15 protein-coding genes are annotated in these 19,059 nt (G+C 65.3%); 6 read left to right on the top strand and 9 right to left on the bottom strand.

Features of this window, described 5'->3' with window-relative positions; genetic code table 11:
* The first annotated feature begins 366 nt into the window (after positions 1 to 366).
* Complete coding sequence (locus RPPS3_RS07540; RefSeq protein ID WP_107343524.1) at positions 367 to 1,095, top strand: PilZ domain-containing protein; 729 nt, start codon at positions 367 to 369, stop codon at positions 1,093 to 1,095.
* Positions 1,096 to 1,359: 264 nt separating this feature from the next.
* On the opposite strand, the gene RPPS3_RS07535 is transcribed toward RPPS3_RS07540, so the two are convergent.
* Genes RPPS3_RS07535 through hemC form a run of 3 tightly spaced genes read right to left on the bottom strand, consistent with a single transcriptional unit; the run spans position 1,360 to position 5,149 of the window.
* A complete protein-coding gene (locus tag RPPS3_RS07535; RefSeq protein WP_107343523.1) occupies positions 1,360 to 3,132 on the bottom strand; it encodes a magnesium chelatase subunit D in 1,773 nt (590 codons plus the stop codon).
* Entirely contained in the window at positions 3,129 to 4,151 is a 1,023-nt protein-coding gene (gene bchI / locus RPPS3_RS07530; protein WP_107343522.1) for a magnesium chelatase ATPase subunit I, read from the bottom strand. The genes RPPS3_RS07535 and bchI overlap by 4 nt, the downstream gene beginning before the upstream one ends.
* Before the next feature lie 5 nt (positions 4,152 to 4,156).
* Positions 4,157 to 5,149, bottom strand: coding sequence for a hydroxymethylbilane synthase (gene hemC / locus RPPS3_RS07525; protein WP_415193287.1), 993 nt, complete (start codon positions 5,147 to 5,149; stop codon positions 4,157 to 4,159).
* 238 nt (positions 5,150 to 5,387) lie between these two features.
* Between hemC and RPPS3_RS07520 the strand changes: the two genes are divergently transcribed.
* From RPPS3_RS07520 to RPPS3_RS07500, 5 genes are all read left to right on the top strand, one after another.
* On the top strand, positions 5,388 to 6,701 hold the full coding sequence (locus RPPS3_RS07520) for a DUF3422 family protein (RefSeq protein WP_107346493.1): 1,314 nt from the start codon (positions 5,388 to 5,390) through the stop codon (positions 6,699 to 6,701).
* The gene (locus tag RPPS3_RS07515) at positions 6,701 to 8,305 is read left to right on the top strand and encodes an alpha/beta hydrolase family protein (RefSeq protein WP_107343521.1); all 1,605 of its coding nucleotides are present in this window, start codon (positions 6,701 to 6,703) and stop codon (positions 8,303 to 8,305) included. The genes RPPS3_RS07520 and RPPS3_RS07515 overlap by 1 nt, the downstream gene beginning before the upstream one ends.
* Positions 8,305 to 8,793: a CIA30 family protein gene (locus tag RPPS3_RS07510; RefSeq protein ID WP_107343520.1), complete on the top strand. Its 489-nt coding sequence runs from the start codon at positions 8,305 to 8,307 to the stop codon at positions 8,791 to 8,793. The genes RPPS3_RS07515 and RPPS3_RS07510 overlap by 1 nt, the downstream gene beginning before the upstream one ends.
* 60 nt (positions 8,794 to 8,853) lie before the next feature.
* On the top strand, positions 8,854 to 10,083 hold the full coding sequence (locus tag RPPS3_RS07505; protein WP_107343519.1) for a Coenzyme F420 hydrogenase/dehydrogenase, beta subunit C-terminal domain: 1,230 nt from the start codon (positions 8,854 to 8,856) through the stop codon (positions 10,081 to 10,083).
* A gap of 115 nt (positions 10,084 to 10,198) precedes the next feature.
* On the top strand, positions 10,199 to 10,648 hold the full coding sequence (locus tag RPPS3_RS07500; RefSeq protein WP_107346492.1) for a ferritin-like domain-containing protein: 450 nt from the start codon (positions 10,199 to 10,201) through the stop codon (positions 10,646 to 10,648).
* Positions 10,649 to 11,092: 444 nt separating this feature from the next.
* On the opposite strand, the gene RPPS3_RS07495 is transcribed toward RPPS3_RS07500, so the two are convergent.
* The 6 genes from RPPS3_RS07495 to RPPS3_RS07470 form a co-directional block, all read right to left on the bottom strand.
* Positions 11,093 to 11,548: a hypothetical protein gene (locus RPPS3_RS07495; RefSeq protein WP_107343518.1), complete on the bottom strand. Its 456-nt coding sequence runs from the start codon at positions 11,546 to 11,548 to the stop codon at positions 11,093 to 11,095.
* A 126-nt stretch (positions 11,549 to 11,674) separates the two neighbouring features.
* Complete coding sequence (locus RPPS3_RS07490; RefSeq protein WP_107343517.1) at positions 11,675 to 14,842, bottom strand: multidrug efflux RND transporter permease subunit; 3,168 nt, start codon at positions 14,840 to 14,842, stop codon at positions 11,675 to 11,677.
* A 10-nt stretch (positions 14,843 to 14,852) separates the two neighbouring features.
* On the bottom strand, positions 14,853 to 16,052 hold the full coding sequence (locus tag RPPS3_RS07485) for an efflux RND transporter periplasmic adaptor subunit (RefSeq protein ID WP_107343516.1): 1,200 nt from the start codon (positions 16,050 to 16,052) through the stop codon (positions 14,853 to 14,855).
* Positions 16,053 to 16,399: 347 nt separating this feature from the next.
* Positions 16,400 to 17,941 carry a flavin-containing monooxygenase gene (locus RPPS3_RS07480; RefSeq protein WP_234820133.1) on the bottom strand — a complete coding sequence of 514 codons (1,542 nt, stop codon included), beginning with the start codon at positions 17,939 to 17,941 and terminating at the stop codon, positions 16,400 to 16,402.
* 140 nt (positions 17,942 to 18,081) lie between these two features.
* Positions 18,082 to 18,375: a hypothetical protein gene (locus RPPS3_RS07475; RefSeq protein WP_107343515.1), complete on the bottom strand. Its 294-nt coding sequence runs from the start codon at positions 18,373 to 18,375 to the stop codon at positions 18,082 to 18,084.
* A gap of 15 nt (positions 18,376 to 18,390) precedes the next feature.
* Positions 18,391 to 19,041, bottom strand: a complete 651-nt coding sequence (locus tag RPPS3_RS07470) for a hypothetical protein (RefSeq protein WP_107343514.1) — start codon at positions 19,039 to 19,041, stop codon at positions 18,391 to 18,393.
* Positions 19,042 to 19,059: the final 18 nt, after the last annotated feature.

Raw genomic sequence — 19,059 nt, 5'->3', positions numbered from 1 at the left:
CTCGCCATCTGATCTGATCGAAGAGCCGGTGCCGTCTGCACCGGCTCTTTTCTTTTTTCGATTGCAATAGACAATCATCACAACCTTCTCAGGCAGCTCGGCCATCAGGTTGTGCGGACGCTTAGTTCTCGTTTTTGAACTCGTTGTGCTGGGTAGTCGGCATTGGCCGGAACCCGTTGTTAGCTCGCGGGTGGTGAGAAAGCCCTGAAACGCTTGGGTTCCAGGTTCCCGAGCAAGCTTATCCGCAGCCACAAGATTTCGATAACCAAGGTTGGAATCATTGGCGTGTACTGAGCAATCCTGAAGATCTCCGGGAGGGTGAGTGCGTTACTAATCGACAGGTATTTTCCCGGGGGCCGAACCGCCGTGTCAGTCCAGCGATTTCTCAAGCAGCGCGCCGTCAACGTCACCGTTGGCGGCAACTACTCGCTGGCGAACTGGTACGATCAAAACGGCAAGCTGCGACAATTCGCCTGCCGCACCAGCCGCGTGTCGCCGTTCCGGATGATCGTCGACGTTCCGGTGATCGGCCGGGTCGGCGACCATATCTCGTCGTACTTCAGCGAGTTCGGCAAGCTGGACGGGCATATCAGCGACACCCTGCCCGGCGGCTTCCTGCTCGAACTGGCGGTGACCCGCGCGATGCGCGAGCGACTGTCGAATCAGCTGAGCTGGCTCGAGAAGAAGATGCTCGATCCTGCCATCAAGGATGCGCGTGAGCAGGCGCGGGTGGTTCCGGTGTGCCCGCATTCCAGCCTGACGCTCGCCGACGGCTCGTCGCACACCTGCTTCGTGATCGACATGTCGATCTCCGGCGTGGCGGTGTCGGCCGATGTGCAGCCCGAGATCGGAACCCCGCTGGCGGTCGGCAGCTGTGTCGGCCGCGTGGTCCGGCATCGGCCCGATGGTTTTGCGGTGAAGTTCACCGAGCTGCAGAACCGCAGTGAGCTGGAGTGGCGGATCGCCCGCCCGCCGCAGCGGAACTCGACGGTCGGCGCGAGGGTCGAGCGGCTCGCCACCATCGAGGCGCCGCCGCCTCCGCCGATGCCGCCACGCGTCGCCGGAGACGACGACGCATTCGTGCTCGACGCTTAAGATCCAGAATTCTCAGCGAGCTAGAGCGGTTCTGTTTTTGATAGAATCGAGACCGTGCTTCGGAGTGCTCACAACAGGCACAACCTCATGGTGAGGAGGCGCGAAGCGCCGTCTCGAACCATGCGCCGCAGGCGATGTGGCTCCTCATCCTTCGAGACGCCCGGCGATGCCGGGCTCCTCAGGATGAGGACTTTGGACCCTTGGCAAGGGCTAAATCCGCTTCGATGAATCGATGAAGCGCTCTAAGCGCCGGCAGGACCGCGATCAGTCCTGCCGCGTCGCTGCCGTGACGGCCTGCGCCAGCACGGTGGCGTCGGCATGCGGCAGTGGCAGGTAGCGTGCGTCCATTTCCTTGGCGAAGGATTCCGCCTGCGGTCCGGGACGCGGCGACATATCGATCACCACCGAGCTAATTCCGGCGACCCGGAACTGCCGGGCCGACGCCTTGGCATCTTCCTCGGCCTGCGGCCGTCCCGGCGCGCCGTCGCGCGCGATGTTGGCGCGGCCGTCGGTGAGCACGATGACGGTCGGCGTCTGGCCTTTGCGCTTGATCGAATCCGCCAGCATGAAGGCGCAGTCGAGCCCGGCCGACAGCGGCGTACCGCCGCCGCCCGGCAGCCCGGCGAGACTGCGCTTGGCGCGCGCCAGCGACCGCGTCGGCGGCAGCAGGATCTCGGCGATGGTGCCGCGGAACGAGATCATCGCCACCTGGTCGCGGCGCACGTAGCAGTCGGCAAGTAACAGTTCGACCGCGCCCTTGGCTTCGGCGAGCCGGTGCAGCGCCGCCGAGCCGGAGGCGTCGACCACGAAGATGGTGATGGTCTCGGTGCGCTGCTTGAAGCGCGCGATCCGGAAATCGTCCTTCTCGACCAGAATGCGCGGCGCGCTGCCGTTGCGACCTTCGGCCTGGCGCCGCCGCAGCGGCTGCCACGGCGCCGCAGCGCGCAGCGTCTCGATCACATTGAGCTTGGAGCCGTCGCGCAGTTCGCCGCGGATGCTGCCGGCGGGGCGGCCGCGCTTCTTCGACTTCTGCAGTTCGCCGGCTTTGCCGGCCGAGCGGGCCCGCGCCCGTCCGGCCGAGGCGCGCATCGCCTCCAACACGCCGGGCGGCATCGCGGCCTTGACGGCGGCGAGGATCACCTCGTCCAGCGCCTTGTCGATGTCGGGCGTCTGCTGTTCTTGATCGTTGTTGTCCTGATTGTCGTCTTCCGGCGGCGGGGGCTCGGGCGGCGGCGGCTCGTCGGCCTGGTCCGGCTGCTCCTGCTGCGGGAACACGGTCGCGCGCGGCGCCAGCACCAGGCGCGCGGCCAGCGTGATGTCGTCCTGTTCGATCTTGGTGCGATCGAACAACGCAGCGCTCGCCTTGGCGGCGCGGATCGCCAGCAGCGGCGCGCGCAGCGAGATGATGCCGAGCGCAGCCGCGGCGGTGCACACCGCCTCGATCTGGTCGCTCTCGACCTTGATATCGGGGAGCCGCGCGCGAGCCGCGCGAATATCGTCGAGCGAGATCGGGAAATCGTCGGTCTCGCGCCAGGCGAACTGATCGAGATCGAGATGGAATCCGAGCCGGTCGCGCAGGCCCGCCGGCGAGAACTCGTCCTCGAGCCCTTCGTCGAGCGCGACCACGCCGAACCGCGCCGGCATCCGCAGCGACAGGCCGTCGCGCTCCACCGCGGTCTCGTGCGCGTCCATCGCGGCGGTCAGATACACGTTGGTCGAGGACTGCAGCCGCTCGGCCATCGCCACCACCAGCACGCCGCCGTCGGATTCCGACAGCAAGCCGCGCTCAGCGACCGGGCGGCCGGCGAGCAGCGTCGCCGACAGGTCGAGCCCGCCGAGCAGGCGGCCGTCGGCGATATGCAGCGGGAGATGCTTGTAGGGTTGTTCAGGCGGCAGCGCGGCGCGCAGCATCGCGAGCCAGCGGTCGCGCACCGGGCCGGCGCGCGAGCGCAGCAACACACCGCCGGTGCCGACCGGATCGACCGCGAACAACTGCGCCGCGGTCACCGCATCGGACCATGCGAGCGCGATGCTCATCCGAAGATTTCGGCAAGCGCGCGATCGACCCGCACGCTGGAGCCGGCATCGTCGAGCGGATTGCGGCGCAGCCGGTGCCGCAAGGCAGAGGGCGCGATCCGCTTCAGGTGATCATCGGTCACGGTCTTGTCGTGCTCTAGCGCAGCTAGCGCCCGCGCAGCACGCATCAACGTCAGTTCACCGCGGAGGCCGTCGGTGCCGAGCGTCATGCACAGCTTGGCGGCCCGTTCCAGCGCCGCGTCGCTCACCGTGACTTCGGGCAGCCGCTCCTTGGCCTGCGAGATCTTGCGGCGCAGCTTGGTCTCTTCCTTCGACCAATCGGCCACGAAGGCGGCCGGATCGGTCTCGAACGCATCGCGGCGACGCACCACTTCGATACGTTCCGGCAGCGTGTCCGGGGTCTTCACTTCGACCGACATGCCGAAGCGGTCGAGCAATTGCGGACGCAGCTCGCCTTCTTCCGGGTTGCCGGTGCCGACCAGAACGAAGCGGGCCGGATGACGGATGCTGAGGCCTTCACGCTCGACCACGTTCTCACCGGAGGCGGCGACGTCGAGCAACAGGTCGACCAGATGGTCTTCGAGCAGGTTGGCTTCGTCGATGTAGAGAAAGCCGCGATGCGCCCGCGCCAACAAGCCAGGCTCGAACGCCTTCTCGCCCTTGGCCAGTGCACGTTCCAGATCGAGCGCACCGACGACGCGGTCTTCGGTGGCGCCGAGCGGCAGATCGACCACCGGCACCGGGACCTGCGCGGTCTTGACCTTGCCGTGCTTGACCTTCTCCTTGCACTCTTCGCAGTAGCGCTCGGGCTGGTCGGGATCGCAATTGTAGCGGCAGCCGACCACGGTCTTCATCTTCGGCAGCAGCGCTGCCAGTGCGCGAACCGCGGTGGACTTGCCGGCGCCGCGGTCACCGAAGGCCAGCACGCCGCCGACCTTCTGATCCACCGCCGCGATCAGCAGCGCCAGCTTCATCTCGTCCTGGCCGACGATCGCGGAGAACGGAAACACTGTGGCCATTGCGATTACTCCGGCCGGGTCTTTTCGATCACCGCGGCGGCGCCCTTGTCGAGCAGTTCGAGGCCCACCGTGCGGCCGAGCTCGCGCGGCCGATTGGCCGGGCCGGTGCGCGCCGCTTCGATGAACATCCCGCCCTCCAGGTCGAGAACCGAGGCGCGCAGCGTCATCTCGTCGCCGGTGATGACCGAGTGCGCCGCGATCGGCGAGTTGCAATGGCCGTTGAGCACCCAAAGCACTTCGCGCTCGGCGTCGCAGCACAGCCGCGACTGATGATTGTCGATCAGCGCCAGATACTGCCGGGTCTTCCACTCGTGCACGGGGCATTCCACCGCGACGATGCCCTGGCCAGCTGCGGGCAGCATTTCTTCCGGCGTGAAGTCGTGAGCGATGCGATCGACGAAGCCGACGCGCTCGATGCCGGCGCGCGCCATGATCAGCGCATCGGCGGGACCGACCTCGCTGCCGTCCGGCATCCGCTGCTTTTCGCCATTGTCGAGCTTCCGCATCCGGCTGTCGGCCGCGCCGCGGAAATGGATCACCTCGACTTCGGGGAACAACCGCTTGGCATAGGCCGCGCGGCGCACCGCGTTAGTCCCGATGGTGTAGCCCTTGCCGCGGGACTTCTTCAGCTCCTCGAGGGTGAGGCCCTTGCGCAGCACCAGCGAGTCGCAGGCCGGATCGCGCGCCAGCGTGGCAGCGACGATCAGGCCGGGCGTTTCTTCGTTGGCCGGCATGTCCTTGAGCGAGTGCATCGCGCAATGCAGTTCGCCGCGCAGCATCGCGGCGCGGATCTCGGCGACGAACGCGCCGCCCTTGCCGCCGTGCGGAAGCAGCTTGCTGATCTGATCGCTATCGCCGACAGTCTCGAACTTGATGATCTGGGGATCGAGCTCAGTCGCAGCCGCGCTCAGCTGCTTGGCGATGTCTTCAGTCTGGGCAAGCGCCATCACGCTCTTGCGCGTACCAATACGGACTGGAAATTTCACCACACGCTCCATTCGACAACCGCGACGGGCCCGCGGCGAAGTTCGGCCGAACCTTATGACCAGCCCGAGCCAGATTGCAAACGGATGACACCGATGTCGCGTAGAAGCCCGGCGGGGGGCCGGGGGTCGTTGATCTCGGACAATTCCGGCGCCTGCGACAGCCTTTCGCGGAACCTTTCAGCTTCTGTCTATCGCAATGCAATGGTACTCAAGTCAACTAGGCGCAATATTGAGCAAGGTCAAAAGCGACATGACGGCTGACGTTCTGATCGGAGACGGCGACGTTCGACTTTCGCCGCATCCATTGCGCGCGATCGTTCTCGGCGAAGTGCACGCGCGTCCGTTCACTGCGCTCAACCTGCCGGCGCGCGTCCTACACTTCGCTTTCGACACCTCAGGCTCGCGCGCCGCGGCCGACCGCGCCGCAATGATCAGCTTCTGTGAGTCGCGCGGACTGCAGCCGCCGCCGGTTGGCGAGAAGCATCATCGTGCCCGCTTCGGCACCACGATGCTGCGCTGGGAGCAGCACTCCGAGTTCACCACTTACACCTGGGAAATTCCGGCCGATCCCGCCGCAACGCCGTTCCACCCGGAAGCGTCCTCACTGGCTTCGCCGATGCGGCTGTTGCCGCAGCCCGGACCGCTACTGGTCGCCGTCGATCTGCACGCGATGCCGGAAGATCCGCCGCGCACTTCGCCGGAGCGCCTGTTCGATCGCGCCAGCCTCGCGGTCGCGGAGAATTCCGACGGGGCCGCGGTGTTCGCCACCGATTTCCAGCCCGGTCCCTCCGGCTTCGTGCGCGTGCTGGTGCTCGATCGCGGCATGACACCGGAGCGTGCCGGCGCCCTCGTGCAGCGCGTGCTCGAAGTCGAAACCTACCGGACGCTGGCGCTGCTCGGCCTACCCGAAGCGCAGCGGCTCGCGCCGTCGATCGCGACCAGCGAACGGCGCCTTGCTGAAGTCACCGCAGAGATGCGCCGCGTCGGCGATCTGGCCAACAACAACAAGCTGCTGCAGGAGCTGACGGAGCTCGCCGCCGTGGTCGAAGCCGGCGCCGCCGCCAGCCTGTATCGGTTCGGTGCCAGTCGCGCCTACGACGAGATCATGAACGGCCGCCTCGCCACGCTCGGCGAACGCAAGGTCGGCGGCCTGCCGACCTGGTCGTCGTTCCTCGCCCGCCGAATGAAGCCGGCGATGCGCACTTGCGCCACCACCGAGGCGCGGCAGTCGGACCTGTCGGTCAAGCTCGCACGCGCAGCCAACCTGCTGCGCACCCGCGTCGACGTCGAGCTCGAACAGCAGAACCAGGAACTGCTGAAGTCGATGAACGCCCGCACCCGGCTGCAGCTCCGGCTGCAGACCACGGTCGAAGGTCTGTCGACCGCGGCGATCACCTATTACGTGGTCGGGCTGTTCGGCTACATGGTGAAGGGCGCCGCCGAATCCGGCCGGCTCAAGATCGATCCAAGCCTGCTCACCGCGCTGTTCGTGCCGATCGCGGCGCTGTCGATCTGGTGGACGATCCGCCGCATCCGCAAGAAGCACATCCCGGACGTCGATTGATGGCCATGCGCCGCGCGCTGACGCCGCTTCGGATCATCGTCGCACTCGCTGCTGTCGTGGCGATCGTGATGGCGCTGTGGCAGCTGCAGCGCGGCAAGGACGGGCTGCTGATCACGACGGCCACGGTGGGGCAAACGCCCGTCACGGTGTTCCGGCAGCCCTCCGCCACCAAAGCGCCGGTGGTGGTGATCGCCCACGGCTTCGCCGGCTCGCAGCAATTGATGCAGCCGTTCGCCCAGACGCTGGCGCGCAACGGCTATATCGCCGTCACCTTCGACTTCACCGGCCACGGACGCAATCCGGTGACGATGGTGGGCGACGTCGATGAGCCGACCAAAATCACCGGCGTCCTGGTCGACGAACTCGGCCGGGTCACGGACTATGCCCGCAAGCTGCCCGAGAGCGACGGCCGCGCCGCCGTGCTCGGCCATTCGATGGCTTCCGATATCGTGGTGGCCTATGCGGTGGAACATCCGGAGATCGTCGCCACTGTCGCGGTATCGGTGTTCACGCGCAAATCCACCGCGACGCTGCCACACAATCTTCTGGTGATCGTCGGCGCGCTCGAGCCGCAAATGCTGAAGGACGAAGGCCTGCGCATCGTCAATCAGGTCGCCGGCGGCAACGCCGCCGAAGGGCGCACCTATGGCAGCTTCGCCGACGGCACCGCGCGCCGCTTCGTGCTGTCGTCCGGGGTCGAGCACATCGGCGTGCTGTACAGCCAGGACTCGATGCGCGAGTCGCTGCATTGGATGAACGATGCGTTCGGCCGCACCGGCTCGGGCTGGATCGACCAGCGGCCGCGTTGGCTGGCGCTGCTGTTCGGCGGCCTGATCACGCTGGCCTGGCCGCTTTCGAAGCTGCTGCCCCGTGCCGCGGCGCTGCCGATGGGTGCGAGCCTGAGCTGGAAGCAGCTTCTGGTCACCGCGATCGTGCCTGCCGTGCTGACGCCGCTGCTGTTGTGGAAGGCACCGACCGACTTCCTGATCATCCTGCTCGGCGACTACCTGACGCTGCACTTCCTGCTGTACGGCCTGCTGACGGCCGCGATTCTGGTGCTGATCCGGCTGCGCGGCAGCCGTGCGGCACCGAATCCCACGCGGCCGCACGCGCAGGAGCTGGCAGCGCTCGGCGCCCTGCCCGACCCCGCCCACCCGCGGGTCGCGATCGGGGCGCTGGTGATCGCAGCCGTGGCGGCGATCGCCTACAACATTCTCGGCTTCGGCTTCGCGCTCGACACCTATCTGTTCTCGTTCATGCCGATCGAACAGCGCGTCCATCTGATCGCGGCGGTGGCGTGTGGCACGATCCCGTATTTCATCACCGCCGAATGGATGGCGCATGGCCAAGGTGCCAAGCGCGGCGCCTATGCGCTGGCGAAATTCTGCTTCCTCGCCTCGCTCGCCGTCGCGGTGGCGCTCAATCTGCAGAAGCTGTTCTTCCTGATCATCATCGTGCCGGCGATTCTTCTGCTGTTCCTGGCCTTCGGGCTGATCAGCAACTGGACCTACAAGGCGACCAATCATCCGCTGCCCGGCGCGCTGGCCAACGCGGTGCTGTTCGCCTGGGCAATTGCGGTGACGTTCCCGATGGTGATCCGCTGATGCAATACGAGCTGTGGCCGGCGGCAGGACAGCGGCGCTGGCAGGTGATCACCGACACCGTGATGGGCGGCGTTTCGCAAGGCACGCTGCAGCTTGTGGAGATCGAAGGCCGCACTGCGGCGCGGATGCGCGGTGCGGTCTCGACCGAGAATAATGGCGGCTTCATCCAGATCGCGATGGATCTGTCGCCGGACGGCGGCGCGTTCGATGCCGGCAGCTTCAGCGGCATCGCCGCCGAGCTGCTCGGCAATGGCGAGGCCTACGGCCTGCATCTTCGCACCACCGATCTGGCGCGGCCGCAGCAATCCTATCGCCATCCGCTCCTGGTGGGGCCGCACTGGCAGGTGATCGAATTTCCATTCGCCGAGTTCATCCCGCACCGCACCGATGTGCCGTTCGATCCCCGGCGGTTGCGCCGAATTGGGCTTGTGGCGATCGGCCGCGAGTTTGACGCAGATCTATCGGTCGCCCGGCTTTGGCTCTATTGATCGGGAAAGCAACTTAAGGCGAATGGCGAGGCCATTGGCCGGTTCCTACAAGACGCGCCCATGCACGACCGCAACACCCCGTCTGCACTGTGGACGCCGCCGCTGAACCAGCCGGCGGAGCGGGAGCTGTGCACCGATTGCGGCGTGTCGCGGATGAGCGATCCGAAGCAGTGCGGCCAGGCCTGCCAGTTCATCAAGCCGGACTATCCGGCGATGGAACAGCGGGTGCACGGCCGCAACCGCGACAGCGCCTCCGGCGACGAGGCGTTCTTCGGCCCGTATCGCCGGATGCTGCAGGCGGCGATGAAGCAGCCGCGCCAGGGCGCGCAGTGGACCGGCATCACCACCACGATCGCGCAGCGCCTACTCGAGACCGGTGCGGTCGACGCGGTGATCGCGATGGCACCGGACCCGTCCGACAAATGGAAGCCGATGCCGGTGCTGGTGACCAAGCCGGAAGGCATGGCGCAGTGCCGCGGCATGCGGATGGGCTACGCACCGTCGCTGGCGCTGATCGAACCGGCCATCGCCGCCGGCTATAAGCGGCTCGCGGTGATCGGCGTGCCCTGCCAGATCTACGCGCTGCGCCGGCTGCAGGATCAGCTCGGCCTTGAAAAGCTGTACGTGATCGGCACGCCGTGCTCGGACAACACCACCACCGAAGCGTTTCACGGCTTCCTCGATCTGCTGTCCGACAAGCCCGAGACCATCACCTATCTGGAATTCTGCGCCGACTATCACGTCGAGATGCGGTTCGACGACGGCAAGGTGAAGCGGGTGCCGTTCCTGCTGCTGCCGATCTCGAAGCTGCCGCCGGACTTCTTCCCGATCACTTGCCGCACCTGCGTCGACTACACCAATACGCTCGCCGATATCACCGTCGGCTATATGGGCGGACGCGGCGAACAGTGGCTCCTGGTGCGCAACGAGCGCGGCGAGGAACTGCTGAGGCTGCTCGGCGACGACGTCAAACTGAGCGAACCGACCACAGCCGGCAATCGCGTGGCGCCGGTGAAGGGCTTCCTCAAGAACACCGAACTCGCCGCCGGCGGCCTGCCGGTGCGCGGCATGCCGAACTGGCTGCGGCCGTTCATGGGATGGCTGATGCCGAAGGTCGGGCCGCGCGGGATCGAATTCGCGCGCGCCCGGGTCGAGATGAAGGCGGTCGAGACCGTGCTGCATCTGCGGCGGCACTACAAACACAAAATGAAGAACATGATACCGGCCCATGTCTGGGCCCTGGTGAAGCCTTACGGGCTCGAGCCGCAGGACGGCGAACGCCGCAACTAACAACTTTCCGTGCCGTGGTTCCTGTCCGGAACCGAGTTTCCTGATCCCGGTTATCGCGCGGCAGGTGCGCGGGCGTTTGTCGCTCGCCATCGCTGAACCGAGCATGGAGGCTGACGTGGACACCGATATCATCGACCATCTCAAGACGCTGCACACCAGCGAGATCGACGCCCGCAACGGCTACGAGGAAGCGCTGGAAGACGCTGAAGGCAAGGGCATGACGCCGCTGTTTCGCGACATGATCGCCCTGCACCACGGCAACGCCGAAGAACTGGCCGGCCTGCTGATCAACGCCGGCGAAACCGCCGACGATTCCGGCTCGTTCATGAGCGTGGTTCACCGCACCATCATGAGCGTGCGCTCGTTGTTCGACGGCCTCGACGGCAGCGTGCTGCCCGGCCTGATCGACGGCGAAAAGCGCAATTTGTCGAAATACGACGACGCGCTGAAGGTCACCGCCGGCCTGCCGTCGATCGCATCGACGCTCTCCACCCAGCGCGCCAAGATCAGTGAAAAGATCGCCCTGATGGAGCAGCAGAAGGCAGCCTACGAGGCCGCGCACTAAGCAACGTCATCATCCATCAGGCACGACCTCGGGGGCCGCGGCCCCCGTTTTTGTGTCTGGCGCTCCGACGGACTCAGCAACACCCGCAACCTCGTGGGCAAGGAGCCCCGAAGCGCCGTCTCAATCATCCACCGCGGGTGAGGCAGCCTTCATCCGAGAGAATCTCTACATTTGACGGAATCAGGACCGCACTTCCTAGCGGTCGCAGCTTGCAGAACCTCATGGTGAGGAGGCGCAAAGCGCCGTCTCGAACCATGCGCCGCAGGCGATGTGGCTCCTCATCCTTCGAGACGCCCGGCTTTGCCGGGCTCTTCAGGATGAGGACTTCGGCCCTTGGCGGGGGCCAAATCCGCTTCAAATCAAACGATGAAGCGCTCTAACAAAGCAAAGGCCCCGGTCTTTCGACCGAGGCCTTCTTATTCACCCGGCTCAAGCTGCCGGAAATTACTTGGTCACCGTGCCGGTCGAGCCCGGCGAGTTGCCGACGCCGGTGTCGGACGCGGTCGGGGCGACGCGGGTGTCGGTGCCCGGGTTGTGCGGCTGATAGCGCTTCGGGTCGTTCTGCACGCCCTTCGGCTGCGCCATGCCGGTGGTGCCGGTGGCCCCCGACTCGGACGCCGGGCCGCTGACCTGCGCGGTGTCGCGCTCACCGCCCTTGTAGGTGGCGCCGAACGCCAGCAGGCCCATCGCGATGAACGCGAACACCGCGATGCCGGCGAGTTCGGGCAGAGCGCCATCGGGCGCCGCGCCGCGGGCGGAGGTGCTGCCTTCCAGCGTATCGGCCGCGATCGCCCGGTTGGAGCGCGAGCGAATGAAGTTGATGAAAGCGAGGCCGACGATCACCACGCCTGCAGCGAGCGTGAAGAACATCAGCCAGCTAATCGGTTGGTCTCCGTTCATGAATTCCTCCAGTTGTCTGTCGACGAGACGAGTTGTTCACCTGTCGACCAACAACTGGAGATAATTCGATTGGTTCCGGCTTTCCGCCCGCGGGAATCGCGAGCGGACAACGCTCGCAATTTCGATTTAAGCTTGATCGTGTGGCAGTTGCGCGTGCATCGGAACCTGATGCGTCAGGGTTTCCCCGACAGGATCGTCGGAACGGTCGCGGGCGAATAGCCGCTGCACGACGACAAAGAACACCGGAACAAATAGCAGCGCCAGCACCACGACCGCGATCATGCCGCCCATCACGCCGGTGCCAAGCGCCTGCTGGCTTTTGCCGCCGGCGCCGCTCGCGATCACCATCGGCAACACGCCCGAACAGAACGCCAGACCGGTCATCAGGATCGGCCGGAAGCGCAGATGGCACGCCTCCATGGTCGCCTCGCGCAGCGTCTTGCCTTCCTTGCGAAGGTCCTTGGCGAACTCGACGATCAGAATCGCGTCCTTGGCGGCGAGACCGATGATCGTGATCAAGCCGACGGTGAAGTACACGTCGTTCGGCAGCGAACGCGTCGTCGCCGCAACCACCGCACCGGCGATGCCGAGCGGCACCGTCAGCAGCACCGACAGCGGAATCGTCCAGCTTTCGTACAGAGCCGCCAGCACGAGAAACACCACCAGCGCCGACAGGGCCAGGATGATCGGCGCCTGCGAGCCCGACAGCTTTTCCTGCAGCGACTGGCCGGTCCAATCGTAGCCGAAGCCGCGCGGCAACTGATCGGCGAGGCGCTCCATCTCGGCGATCGCGTCACCCGAGGTGAAGCCCGGCCGCGCCTCGCCGCTGATGCGGATCGCCGGATAGTAGTTGAAGCCGACGATCTGGGTCGGGCCCTTGGCCCACTCCACCGTGGCGAAGGACGAGAACGGCACGAGCTGGCCGCGACTGTTCTTCACCGTGTAGGACAGGATGTCGTCAGCGTTCATCCGCCCTTCCGCGTCGGCCTGCACGATCACGCGCTGCATGCGGCCGCGATTGGGGAAGTCGTTGATGTAGGCCGAGCCGAGATTGGTCGAGATCGTGGTGTTGATGTCCTCGAAGGTGACGCCAAATGCGCCGGCCTTCTCGCGGTCGATCATCAAGTTGAGCACCGGCGCCGGCGGCAAGCCTTCGACATAGACCTTCTGCAGCACTGGGCTGGCGTTGGCGGCGGCAATCAGCTGCTCGCTGGCCTTGACCAGCGCCTCGTGGCCCTTCTGGCCGCGGTCCTGCAATCGGAAGCTGAAGCCCGACGAGTTGCCGAGGTTGTCGACCGGCGGCGGCTGCAGCGCCGAGATTCGGGCGTCGCGAATGCCACCGAGCTTGCGGTTGGCATCGTCGACGATCGCTGCGGCGGAGGAGTTCTCGTCGCGCTCGCCCCAATCCTTCAGCGTGACGAATGCCTGCGCGGCGTTCATGCCCTGACCGAGGAAGCTGAAGCCGGTGAGGAAGGTAACGTTCTGGACGCCGTCGCGCTTGAGCAGATAATCCTCGACCTGCTTCACGACGTCGTAGGTGCGGTTGTAGGACGAATCCGACGGCGTCTGCACGTCAACGGTGACGAAGCCCTGGTCGTCGATCGGCAGGAAGCCGCCGGGCATCCGCGACATGCCCCAACCGAGCACGGCAACCAGCACTGCGTAAATCACCATCAGCCGGCCGGTGCGGCCGAGATTCCAGCGCACGATGCTGGAATAGCGCTCGCGGATATTGTCGAGCGTGCGGTTGAACCAGCCGAACACGCCGCGCTCGGCGTGGGCGTGGCCCTTGTTGACCGGCTTCAGCAGCGTGGCGCACAGCGCCGGCGTCAGCGACAGCGCCATCAGCGCCGAGAACGCGATCGCCGACACCATCGTCACCGAGAACTGCCGATAGATGATGCCGACCGAGCCGGGGAAGAACGCCATCGGCAGGAACACCGCGATCAGCACCAGGGTGATGCCGATGATCGCCGAGGTGATCTGCGACATCGCCTTGCGGGTCGCCTCCTTCGGCGGCAGGCCTTCCTCGGACATGATGCGTTCGACGTTCTCGACCACCACGATGGCGTCGTCGACCAGAATGCCGATCGCCAGCACCATGCCGAACATCGACAGCATGTTGATCGAATAGCCGAACAGCAGCAGCGACGCGCAGGTGCCGAGCAGCGCCACCGGCACCACGATGGTCGGAATGATGGTGTAGCGGATGTTCTGCAGGAACAGGAACATCACCACGAACACCAGCACCACCGCTTCGACCAGCGTGTGCAGCACCTTGGTGATCGAGGCCTCGACCACCGGCGTGATGTTGTAGGGGATCTCGTATTTGATGTTGGCCGGGAAGAAGCGCGACAGCTCCTTCATCTTGGCTTCGACCGCGCTGGCGGTGGCCAGCGCGTTGCCGGTCGGCGACATCAACACCGACAGACCTGCAGTCGGCTTGCCGTTGAGGCGGGTGTTGAACTGGTAGCTGAAGCCGCCGATCTCGATCCGCGCCACGTCGCGCAGCCGCACCGTCGAGCCGTCGGAGTTGGCGCGCAGCACCACGGCGCCAAACTCGTCGGCCGAGGACAGCTGGCCCTTCACCAGCACCAGGGCGGAGATCTTCTGGCCCTTCGGGGTTGGCTCGGCGCCGATGCTGCCGGAAGCGACCTGGGCATTCTGCGCCTCGATCGCCTTGGTGACGTCGTCGGCGGTGAGGTTGTAGCCGATCAGCTTGGCCGGATCGATCCAGATGCGCAGCGCACGCTCGGTCGAATACAGCGTCGCACGGCCGACGCCGGGGATACGCCGGATCTCACCGAGCACGTTGCGGATCATGAAGTCGCCGAGGCCGACTTCGTCGAGTGATCCGTCGGTCGACGTCAGCGTGATGATCTGCAGCACCGCGCTGGAGGCTTCCTCGACCAGGATGCCCTGCTGCAGCACCGCGCGCGGCAGACGCGCCTCGATCCGCTTGATGCGGTTCTGCACGTTCACCGACGCCATTTCGGTGTCGGTGCCCGGCTCGAAGTTGGCGATGATTTCGACTTGGCCGAGCGAGTCGGAGGTCGACTCGAAGTTCAGAATGCCGTTGGCGCCGTTCAGCTCTTCTTCGATCAGCCGGGTGACGCTGTTGTACAGGTTCTCCGGCGAGGCGCCGGGATATTGCGTCGACACCGAGATCGAGGGCGGCGCGATGATCGGATATTGCGCGACCGGGAGAAACGGAATCGAGATCGCGCCGATCAAGCAGATGAACAGCGCGATCACCCAGGCGAAGACCGGCCTGTCGATAAAAAATGCGGGCATCGGGCGGCGCCTATCGCACCGCGTTCGCCGAACCCGTGGTGGTCGGCGCGGCAGCCGCCGACCGGCGATCACTGACGCTCACCGGCACCACGGTGTCACCCGCAGCGAATTTCTGGAAGCCTTCGACCACCACCCGCTCGCCCGGCTTCAAGCCGTCGAGCACCAGATAATGGCCGTCCTGCTGGGCGCCGACCCGCACCGCCTGTACGGCGACGCGGTTGTCGTCCTTGACGACGAACACTTCGCTGCCGCCGCCGCTGTTGCGCTGGACCGCCTGCTCCGGCACCGCGAGGGCGTCGGCGTCGATGCCCTGCTCGATCCGTACTCGCACATACATGCCCGGGAGCAGCTCGCGCTTCGGATTATCGAACTCGGCGCGCAGCGTCACCTGGCCGGTGTAGGCATCGACCTTGGCGTCCGAGAACAGCAGCTTGCCGTGCAACGGATAGTGCGTGCCGTCGTCGAGCACGAGGTGAGCGCGCACCGCATCGGCGGCGATCTGATCGAGCTCGCCGGAGTCGAACGCGCGGCGCAGCCGCGCCATCTCGGACACCGGCTGGGTGAAGTCGGCATAGACGTGGTCGAGCTGCTGAATCGTCGCGAGGCTGGTGGCATCGTTCTGCACCACGAGAGCGCCTTCGCTGACCAGCGCCGCACCGATCCGGCCGCTGATCGGCGCGCGGATGGTGGCGTATTCCAGATTGAGCTTGGCGCGTGCGACTTCGGCTTCGCGCACTGCGACTTCGGCCGCCGCCTGGCGCAGATTGGTGGTCGCGACTTCGTTGGCGGCACGCGACGCCGCCTGCTCGCTCGCCAGCATCGAGACGCGCTTGGCATGCATGTCGGCCTGATCGCGGGCGGCCGTAGCCTTGGCCAGCGCAGCTTCGGCAGCCTGCAGCTCCACCTCGAATGGGCGCGGATCGATCTGATACAACGGATCGCCGGCGTTGACCTCGCTGCCCTGCTGGAACGTCCGGCGCAGAATGATGCCGGAGACGCGCGGCCGTACGTCGGCGACACGAATCGGCGCGATCCGGCCCGGCAGTTCGCGCACAATCGAGCGCGGCTGCGGCTTCACGGTGACGATGCTGACTTCGGGCTTCTCCGCCGCAGAAGCGTTCGCGGCGGACGGTTCCTTGCACCCGGCAAGCGCCGGCGCCAAGACGGCGAGCGCAACGGCCGTCCAACCCAGCTTGGTCCATCCCCGCATCAAAATAACCTCTTCAATCCGTCTCGTGTCATCCGCGAGGCACCGACGCCTCGTCATGCGCAGCCGACCGTCGGCAGCCGATCGCAGCAACGCGATCGTGGACACGCTTGATGAATGGAAATTAATCGCGGAATTGTGCGGCACAACATCGTGCGGCGGCGGCGCAATGTCACACGGTACGGAACCGCATGAAGTCGTTGCGCTTTCGCCGCCTCACGGCTGTGTGAATCGGAGAACTACGAAGTGATAAGAGGCGCTGCGTTCCACCGAACTGAGTTAATCGAAAGTTAAAGATGCAGACCTACCGGCACGCTTACACGGAACCGGCAGGCGACCTCTACGGCAGATCAGCTGCCGTAAACAAACGCCGGATCGTCAAGATCAATCGCCGGGAACTGATCTTTCTCGGTCCAATAGTCCTGGCTGTGCTGCCACTCCGGCTTGTCGCCGCGCTTGGGCAGCAAGTGCATCCCGCGCATCAGGTAACCGGGATTGAAGTTCTCCGGATCGATCCACGGCAAGAGCGCCATGTCGCGGTCTTCCGGCCGCAGCGCCGGCACCACGCTGCGATGGCCGTTCTGCTTCATGTGGCTGAGCAGACGGCAGACGAAGTCGGCAACCAGATCGGCGCGCAGCGTCCAGCTCGCGCGGAAATAGCCGAACACCCACGCCATATTCGGTACGCCAGTGAACATCATGCCGCGGTAGGTCACGGTCTCGGCGAAATCGAGCGGCTTGCCGTCGATCGAGAATGCGATGTCGCCGAGCACGTTGAGATTGAAGCCGGTCGCGGTGACGACGATGTCGGCCTCGAGTGTCTCGCCTGACTTCAGCCGGATACCTTGCTCGGTGAAGCGATCGATCTCGTCGGTGACCACCGAAGCCTTGCCGGATGCAATCGCCTTGAACAGATCGCCATCGGGAACGAAGGCGATGCGCTGCCGCCACGGCCGATAGCTCGGCGTGAAGTGCGGATCGAGATTGGCATCCGCGCCAAGATGGGCGCGAACGCCGGCGAGCAATTCCTGCTTCACCACCTCAGGCTCGCTCATCGAGCGGCGGGTGAAGGTCGCCTGATCGAACAGGATCTTGCGGCGGACGATCTCGTGAATCCAATCTTCGGAGATTCCGAGCTCACGCAGCGTGTCGGCAATCTCGATCTTGTTGCGGCCGGGAATGAAATAGGTCGGCGAGCGCTGCAGGACGGTCACGTGCTCAGCCTTGGGGGCGATCGACGGCACCAGAGTCGCAGCCGTCGCGCCCGACCCGATCACGATCACCCGCTTGCCGGCAACGTCGAGATCGTCCGGCCAAGTCTGCGGGTGGACGATCCGCCCTTTGAACTCGGCCATGCCCGGCCATTCCGGGGTGTAGCCTTCGCTGTGGCGGTAGTAGCCTTGGCACATCCAGAGGAAGTTGGCGGTGAAGCGCACGGTCTCGCCCCCCTCGCCGCGCAGCGCCTCGATCGCCCAGCACGCATCCTCGTTCGACCAGTTCGCAGAAACGATGCGGTGGCGGTAGCGGATGTGGCGGTCGAGATCGTGCTCGGCGATCACCTCGCCGAGATAGTCGCGGATTTCGGCAGCCGTCGCGATCGGCTTTCCGGTCCATGGCTTGAAGCGATAGCCGAAGGTGTAGAGGTCGCTGTCGGAGCGAATGCCGGGATAGCGGTGGGTTCGCCAGGTACCGCCGAAGCCGTCCTGGGCTTCGAGCACGGCGAAGCGGGTGCCGGGACACTGCGTCGTCAGGTGGTAGGCGGCGCCAATGCCGGAAATTCCCGCGCCGACGATCAGCACGTCGACATGTTCGCAATCGGGATGGGGAGCGGGGCCGCTGAACGGCGCGGACGCCGCGGCGCTGCTGGACGCAGCGGAAGCAGAGTGGGTCATGTTTCCTCGACTTTTTTTGTGTCGTTGGAAACAGATTGACCGCTGGGCGCGCGTTTGCCCAGCATTTTCTTGCGACCCAAAAGCACGGCGCCGCGGGCATTGCTGCCCGCGGCGTCATGGGACCTGTAAGGCCGGCTGGCTCAGATGTTGAGCAGCAGCGGATAGCCGGAGAACGACTTGTACTCGCCTTCCTGCTTCAGGATCAGCGGCGCGCCGGAGAAGCCCCGGTACTCGCCTTCCTGCTTCAGGATCAGCGGGGTGCCGGAGAAGCTCTGATACTCGCCCTTCTGCTCGAGGATCAGCGGAGTACCGGAGTAACCCTTGTACTCGCCTTCCTGCTTCAGGATCAGCGGCTCACCGGAATAGCTCTTGTATTCGCCTTCCTGCTTGAGGATCAGCGGATGTCCAGAGTGTCCTTTGTATTCTTCGCTCATGGTCGATTCCTTTACTTAGAGTAGCACTGGCAGGCCCAGCCAGGAGGAGAAGGGTGTGGAGTTGTTGATCAACAGCGGCTCGCCCGAGTACGACTTGTACGGACCACTGGTGTCCAGCAACAGAGGAGTCCCTGAGAAGGACTTGTATGGGCCGCTGCTGTCGAGCAACAACGGTGTTCCGGAGAACGACTGATACGGGCCATCGCTGCTGATAACCAGCGGCGTACCAGAGAAGGTCTTGTCGCTGTCGACCAGCAGCAAGTCACCGGAATAGGATTTGTACGGGCCGGAGGTCTCGAGCAGCACCGGCGCGTGGATCAAATTCGAGAACGGCGCGGCATCGCTCTGTTCGGCGGCACGCGACGAGGACGACGACTTCAGGCTGATCGGGTTCGGCCCGTAGCCGTCGAGAATCTTGGTCAGTTTCGCGCCGTAGCCGAACTCGGCCTGCGCTGCGACGACGACGCCACCCTTCTTGAGATAGTCGGCATAGGTCGCGGCTTCCGCACGCAACACGCCGGCCTTGAGAAGCGCGGCAGCAGTTTCTTCGGTGGACGAACGGCCGGCCGTGACCACCGCGTATTTGAAGGAATTGCTCTTCAAATCGCTCTCGAGTGCCGACAGGCGGCTGCTCGAGTCATACAAGCGGGTGATGATGTGGGTCATAGCTACTCCGTCTCACTC

This window comes from Rhodopseudomonas palustris (assembly GCF_003031265.1).
Taxonomy (GTDB): Bacteria; Pseudomonadota; Alphaproteobacteria; order Rhizobiales; family Xanthobacteraceae; genus Rhodopseudomonas; species Rhodopseudomonas palustris_H.
Note: the sequence above shows the minus strand (reverse complement) of the source record. Positions and strands in the feature narration are given on the sequence as shown.